Origin of the sequence: Neobacillus vireti (genome assembly GCF_036962465.1) — a bacterium.
GTDB lineage: Bacteria > Bacillota > Bacilli > Bacillales > Cytobacillaceae > Neobacillus > Neobacillus vireti_B.
The window spans coordinates 71,271-77,586 of record NZ_JBALNF010000069.1 but is presented as its reverse complement, the minus strand read 5'-3'; the positions used below and the strand labels follow the sequence as shown (position 1 = coordinate 77,586).

Genomic DNA, 6,316 nt, shown 5'->3' with positions numbered 1-6,316 from the left:
GTAAAGGAGGAAAACAAAATGGGGGAGCCTAATACTATTCTTAAATATATTCAAAATAATAGAGAACAGCTGGTCCATGAGTGGTTAGATAAACTAAACAGTTTTGAAGAAAATAAGATATTAAACCAAAGCTATTTCAATATTTGTAACGAATACATAAATCTATTAAATTATGATTCAATGGATGAGGATATAGTTAAACTCAAAATAAGTGCGTTCATTCAAAAGTTAATTCAATTAGGGTGGACATTAAATTTTATGATGGATTGTATAAACGAATTTGGTAGGATTGTTTTCTTTCAAATGACCAAAGATGACGTAGACAAGAAGCAAATAGAGTTTGTTTGGGATTATGATAAGTGGATAAGTCCGATTAACAATCAATTATACAGTCAGTATGCAGCTTCTTGGCAAAAAACGATCTCTTTACAAAGAATCGCACTTGATGAATTAGCTGCACCACTAATCCCTGTTTTTGATGATATTTCCGTCATGCCGCTCGTTGGAACCATTGATACAGAGCGGGCAAAAAGTATTATGGAAAATTTGCTTGAAGGAGTTGTCAAAAATCAATCCCAAGTAGTGTTAATTGATATAACAGGGGTCCCGGTAGTGGATACCATGGTAGCTCATTATATTATGCAAGCCATTGAAGCTGTTAGATTAGTTGGGGCAAAATGCTTACTAGTGGGGATAAGACCCGAGATAGCGCAAACCATTGTGAATTTAGGAATTAATCTAAATCAAGTTATAACAAAAAGCAACTTGCAAAAGGGGATAATGGCCGCATTAGAAATGACAAATCGAAAGATTGTATCAACGGAGGAATAAAATGAATACAAGAATCCCAATTCTAAAGCTATATAATTGTTTGTTTGTTTCCATTCAGTGGGAGCTAGATGATAAAACAGCATTACAATTTCAAGAATTATTGCTTGAAAGGATACATGAAACTGGTGCTAGTGGTGTAGTGATTGATTTAACATCTGTCGATATGATTGATTCGTTTATTGCTAAGGTTCTAGGTGATGTAATTAGTATGTCCAAACTGATGGGTGTAAAAGTAGTTTTAACGGGCATTCAACCAGCTGTAGCAATTACCCTAGTTGAACTTGGGATTCACCTACAAGATGTACTTACAGCAATTGATCTAGAAAAGGGGTTAGAGACAATACAAAGGGAGTTGGAGGATTAAAGCATGGAAAACGAATCCTCTGTGAAAATAATATCAGAATGGGATATTGTTGCAGCTAGGCAACTAGGGAGAAACATTGCCAAAGAGCTAGGATTTGGAACAGTTGACCAGGCAAGAATCACCACTGCAATTTCTGAGTTGGCGCGTAATATTTATTTATATGCCGGGCATGGAGAGATTCATTTTGAGCCAGTCACTGATTTCGAAAAAAGAGGTTTAAAAGTAATGGCGATTGATCATGGCCCAGGAATTCAGGATATTCGGAGAGTGATGGAGGATGGGTTTTCAACATCTGGTGGTTTAGGAGCAGGATTACCAGGAGTGAAACGTTTAATGGATGAATTCGATCTAACCTCATCACTCGGAAAAGGGACTATCATTCGGGTAACAAAATGGCTTAGAGATAGGAGGGTTGGCTAGAAGATGGATTTTAAAGCAATTTTAGAATCAAGTTATCGGGAGACCCTTCGGAGATATATAGAAAATTCTTCCGAAGAAGCACTTTATCAAGGGCAAATGTTCAGCAGGAAATCGATTGAACAGCAAATATCTCCTGAAGAAATTATAAGCATTCATTGTAAAGCTTTAAAAGACCTATTTCCAGAAATTAGTCCTGAAATCTTAGCATCGTTTGATTTCCTGATTGAATTTATGATGAACTATGGTTTAGCCTATCAAGAACATCTGAGCTTAAAGGACCAGCAGTTTGAAATAAAATCGGAAATTGAAATCGCCGCCAGCATCCAAGAAACCTTATTAGAAACACCAATTCCGAAACTTGAGGAAGTAGATATTGGTGCCATAAGTATACCGGCCAAGAAAATGAATGGAGACTTTTATCGCTTTGTTCAGGACGGAAATAGTATTAGTGTTGCCATTGCAGATGTAATTGGCAAAGGCATACCTGCCGCACTTTGTATGTCGATGATGAAGTATGCAATGGATAGTGTAGCAAACTCTAGAAAAAATCCGAATGATGTGTTAACAAATTTAAATAGAGTCGTAGAAAATAATGTGGATTCAAATATGTTTATTACCATGTTTTACGGAATATATGATTTTGTTAAGCATTCATTTACTTATGCTGCTGCGGGTCATGAGGAAGGGTTCTATTATCATGCCTCTTCTCAATCCTTTGAGGACATTAAAACCCGGGGCATTGTGTTAGGGGTAGAACAAAATTTTACATATGAGCAGTATGAAAAAAAGGTTAAACCTGGAGATATGATCGTTTTACTCTCGGACGGTGTGACTGAATCGAGGACGGAAAATGGATTTATTGAACGTTCTGTTATTACCGATTTAATTCAATCCTTTATGCATTTACCCGCGCAAGAAATGGTGGAAAACATCTATCGTCATATCGAAAGACTCCAGAATTTTGAGTTAAGGGATGATTTTACGCTCATCATTTTAAAGAGAGTTTAAAACTATCTAAATGGGGTAGTTTTTATTGAAACATAAGAAAAGTAACATAAAATCAATGAAAGGCACTTGAAAAAAATGCAGGGTGAAAAAATGCTTGAACTTGACCTTAACCAACATATTCAGGCAATTGCCTACCAAATTCCAAAGGAAGGGAATGTATTTAACGGGGATAGCTTTTTTATGAAGGTAACGTCCGATTACTTTATTTGTGTGGTTGCCGATGGTTTAGGGAGTGGAGAGCATGCTTATCATTCCTCAAATGCGATTAGCCAAGAAGTGGAAAAAAACCATGATAAAGAAGTAGACGTATTAATTGAATGTTGCAATCAGGTCTTAAAAGATAAAAGAGGTGCCACTATATCCATATTAAAGGTGAATTTTTTACAAAAGACCTTCACCTATAGCTCAGTGGGCAACATTCAATTTGTACTTTCCTGCCCCTCCGGCCGATTTATTTATCCACTACCTATTCTAGGATATTTATCTGGTAAGCCGCAAAAATACCGATGCGAAACCTATTCCTATGAAGAGGGGGCAAAATTTATTCTTCATACGGACGGTCTAGTGATTCCTGGTATTAAGTCATTGATCAGCTCCGCTTGCTCAATTGAAGAAATCTCGGACTATTTGGAAAGCCATGCGAAAACAGGAAAAGACGACTTGACTTATATTGTAGGTCAACTTCTCTAACAAAAAAACAATCCCATTTTGATTGAATAGATCACGTATCTAACAAAAATGTTATTATAAAAGATTATTTACTTTTTTAAAGGGTATTTTATCGGATACCTTTGTGAAGTTTACCATAGACTTACTAAGGAGGAATAAGGTTTGGATAACTTCTTTGATACTAAAAATATTTCGGAATATATTACCAATCATAATGAAGAATTTCAGAATAAACTTTTAACTGAGGCTGTCAATGTTGCCTCAAATATTGAAGGTATTTTAAGAGAAGGTAATATTGATTTATTGAAAAATGCTCAAAAGCTAGTACTTTACGTTGTGGAAAATAGAAAAGATGATCTTACCCTTTTTGCGAAAGAAGAAGGAATTGCTTGGGCGAAACATTCATTAACTCTTGCGTTCAAATTAGAATGGGTACATGCCATTAGACGTGCTTTATGGTATTTTATTAGAAAATATAATCAACTGAATAAGAATGTGAATTTTGGTGAGAATTTTTTCGAATTGGAAGAGTTGGTTAATGATGGAATCGATGAGTTTCTTAACTCCTTTTTCATTAGCTATTCACAGTATAAAGATGAACTAATCCTTTCCCAGCGGCAACTAGTTGAACATCTTTCTGTACCTATCATTCCAGTTAGCCAAACGGTAGCTGTATTGCCATTAATCGGTACGTTTGATTCTTATCGAATGGATATTATAGAAGAGAAAGTATTAACAGATATATCAAAGTACAGGCTTCTAACCTTAATTATTGATTTATCAGGAATATCAGATATGGACGAAGTAACCATTGCTCATTTTCAAAAAGTGCTGATTGGTATAACGCTGATGGGAGCTAAATCAGTGATAACAGGTTTACGCCCAGAGCTTGTTAGGAAAATGGTTCATTTAGGAATTGATCTAACTACTTTTACTGAAACCAAAGCAACCTTACAGCAAACATTAAATAATTATCTCGGTTAACCTCTACATATTTAAGGTTTATCCGTAGGAAATAGTAAAAAAACCGGCTGCCGCTATTGGCAGCCGGTTTTTTTGGGGCGGAAATGAGTCAAAAGCGTTACTTAAAGCGGACCTGCGCAAACCCATAGGTGATAAAAGCGTTGAAAAAGACATTACCAATTGTATTGACAACAGCAATCAGTAAAGTATTTAAACTCCATCTCGTAAAATCACCGGTTTTCCATGCTTCTATGTAATTGGAAAAAAGATTCCAAAATTTCAGCTAGAATGAAGGAATAAGTAATTAATAAAAAAACGGCTCTGTTTCACCAAAATCATTTTTAATAACGGTTTTGGTAAATTAGAGTCGTTTTTATTTTATCGTTCTAATCTTTTCCCCTCCATTTTAAATGAATGTTAGGGAACCAATTCAAAAACAGCACCTTGGTTAAAATCAGTCACTTTCATAGAGCCATAAACCGCTAAATAAAGTCTGGTTTGATCCAGGTTGGTTCCCAAATTTACATAATAAGCAGATTGGGACCCAAAATGATCATCGGTTTCAATCACACTAAAATCATTTAGTTTACCATCTGTTCTTACTTTGGTATAAGCTAAAACCCCTCTAGCCGGGGATGGAGGTTCTTTACGGGCAAGATCGGTAAACAAAACGCTGCCCGTTAAATCAGGGATTCCATTCCCCAGATAGGCTTGAACACCTGTCAGGGCAGTTCCAGCAAACTTATCGGGACGTTGGTCTTGATGAAAATAACTCGTTAAAGGCTCGAGGCGCCTCGCTGAAGTATTTACTGCTTCATTGTAATAAGCCATAGTCTTCTCGTCCAAACTCGTATTATTCGTGCAACCCCTTATAATGGAGGTAGGAAAAGCACCTTCCCACCCACGCCAGCCAAGGTTAATAAATCCTTCTTGGTCAGGTTCGGTGTTTCTTAAATGGTCTTGAATAAGCTGTGTAACGGGGATTGGTTTGTATTGAACAAATGAAAATATCGATTCTGTCAAATCCTGCCCGACATTTCCCACATATTTAATATACTGATTATAAAACCGTTGATATGAAATACCGGGTATATTGCGAACTCCTTTGGCCATTAGCGTAAGCGTTTCCTGAATAGGCCGGGGAAGTTCATTAAAACGTGTGACCACAGGTGGATGATTGATAAAGGTATTCTTAGATACATCGATTTCTAATATTTTACCGGCTATTTCCATATTATCCTGACTTAAATTAAAAGGATCATAGCCTGATCCACCATCACCGGTGGTTAAAACAAGTTTTCTTGTTTGAGGTGAAAAGTTTAAGCTATTGACACCATTATGATTCATAAATGGTCTTCTTAGGTTAAGTAAGGTCCGGCGTTTTTGAGGTTGACCATTCAATGGTACAACCCATTCCTCTACCGTATCAATATGATCATAATGAGTTTCTCTATTTTTCCACGTTTGATTTAAGGTTGTGGGATCACAAGGGTTAGGACTAAAATGTTCAGAAAGAGCCCCTGGACCTTGTGTTCCTGCCACAGAATAATGAAGATAAAATAGACCATTATAATAAAATTCTGGATGAAATGCCAGCCCCAGCAATCCCCGCTCATCATAGCCGCCACTAGAACCACCAAGTTTAATGATTTGCGGGCGAATATCTAAAAATGTCCGTATCGCTCCGTTTTCTATATAAAAGATCTCACCTACCTGGGTTGCAATAAATAATCCTTCCCTTGCACCACCAGGGAGTATAGCTGTTTTTAAAACGGTGGGTAAATTGATCTTACTAACAATGGGTTGTAAACGAACTTTCACTTTTTTCACCTAATTTTACACCCCTTCGTATGGTTTTCTTTTAAAAGAATATGAGTTGAAATGTTCTAATAGTACCACATGAGGGCTGGTGAATCTGGTTAGGGGCAGGAGTTTATTGGAAGTCTGTAATTATGTTAAGAAAATTTCATTTACCAACGATAAAGCAACTAGTTTATAATATAAGGATGGCCAAAATTGGTTTGGAAATCTATTAATGACAAGTAGGAGATTTAGATATAA

Annotated in this window: 7 protein-coding genes; 6 read left to right on the top strand and 1 reads right to left on the bottom strand. The window is 36.4% G+C overall.

The features are described from left to right. Nucleotides 1–18: 18 nt before the first annotated feature. From V7077_RS24645 to V7077_RS24620, 6 genes are all read left to right on the top strand, one after another. Entirely contained in the window at nt 19–831 is an 813-nt protein-coding gene (locus tag V7077_RS24645) for an STAS domain-containing protein (RefSeq protein ID WP_335506866.1), read from the top strand. Nucleotide 832: 1 nt separating this feature from the next. Beyond that, nucleotides 833–1,195, top strand: a complete 363-nt coding sequence (locus tag V7077_RS24640) for an STAS domain-containing protein (protein ID WP_235743439.1) — start codon at nt 833–835, stop codon at nt 1,193–1,195. A 3-nt stretch (nt 1,196–1,198) separates the two neighbouring features. Continuing rightward, complete coding sequence (locus V7077_RS24635) at nt 1,199–1,615, top strand: anti-sigma regulatory factor (protein WP_335506852.1); 417 nt, start codon at nt 1,199–1,201, stop codon at nt 1,613–1,615. Between the two features lie 3 nt (nt 1,616–1,618). Next, on the top strand, nt 1,619–2,623 hold the full coding sequence (locus tag V7077_RS24630; protein WP_335506850.1) for a PP2C family protein-serine/threonine phosphatase: 1,005 nt from the start codon (nt 1,619–1,621) through the stop codon (nt 2,621–2,623). 90 nt (nt 2,624–2,713) lie between these two features. After that, nucleotides 2,714–3,313: a PP2C family serine/threonine-protein phosphatase gene (locus V7077_RS24625; RefSeq protein ID WP_335506848.1), complete on the top strand. Its 600-nt coding sequence runs from the start codon at nt 2,714–2,716 to the stop codon at nt 3,311–3,313. 141 nt (nt 3,314–3,454) lie between these two features. Beyond that, the gene (locus V7077_RS24620; RefSeq protein WP_335506846.1) at nt 3,455–4,276 is read left to right on the top strand and encodes an STAS domain-containing protein; all 822 of its coding nucleotides are present in this window, start codon (nt 3,455–3,457) and stop codon (nt 4,274–4,276) included. A gap of 396 nt (nt 4,277–4,672) precedes the next feature. Here V7077_RS24620 and V7077_RS24615 read toward each other — a convergent pair whose 3' ends face one another. Next, on the bottom strand, nt 4,673–6,085 hold the full coding sequence (locus V7077_RS24615; protein ID WP_335506844.1) for a PQQ-dependent sugar dehydrogenase: 1,413 nt from the start codon (nt 6,083–6,085) through the stop codon (nt 4,673–4,675). Between the last annotated feature and the right edge of the window lie 231 nt (nt 6,086–6,316).

What these genes read in the sequence shown, in the direction of transcription:
- V7077_RS24645 (WP_335506866.1), top strand. Translation starts at nt 19, where the DNA reads ATGGGGGAGCCTAATACTATTCTTAAATATATTCAAAATAATAGAGAA.
- V7077_RS24640 (WP_235743439.1), top strand. Translation starts at nt 833, where the DNA reads ATGAATACAAGAATCCCAATTCTAAAGCTATATAATTGTTTGTTTGTT.
- V7077_RS24635 (WP_335506852.1), top strand. Translation starts at nt 1,199, where the DNA reads ATGGAAAACGAATCCTCTGTGAAAATAATATCAGAATGGGATATTGTT.
- V7077_RS24630 (WP_335506850.1), top strand. Translation starts at nt 1,619, where the DNA reads ATGGATTTTAAAGCAATTTTAGAATCAAGTTATCGGGAGACCCTTCGG.
- V7077_RS24625 (WP_335506848.1), top strand. Translation starts at nt 2,714, where the DNA reads ATGCTTGAACTTGACCTTAACCAACATATTCAGGCAATTGCCTACCAA.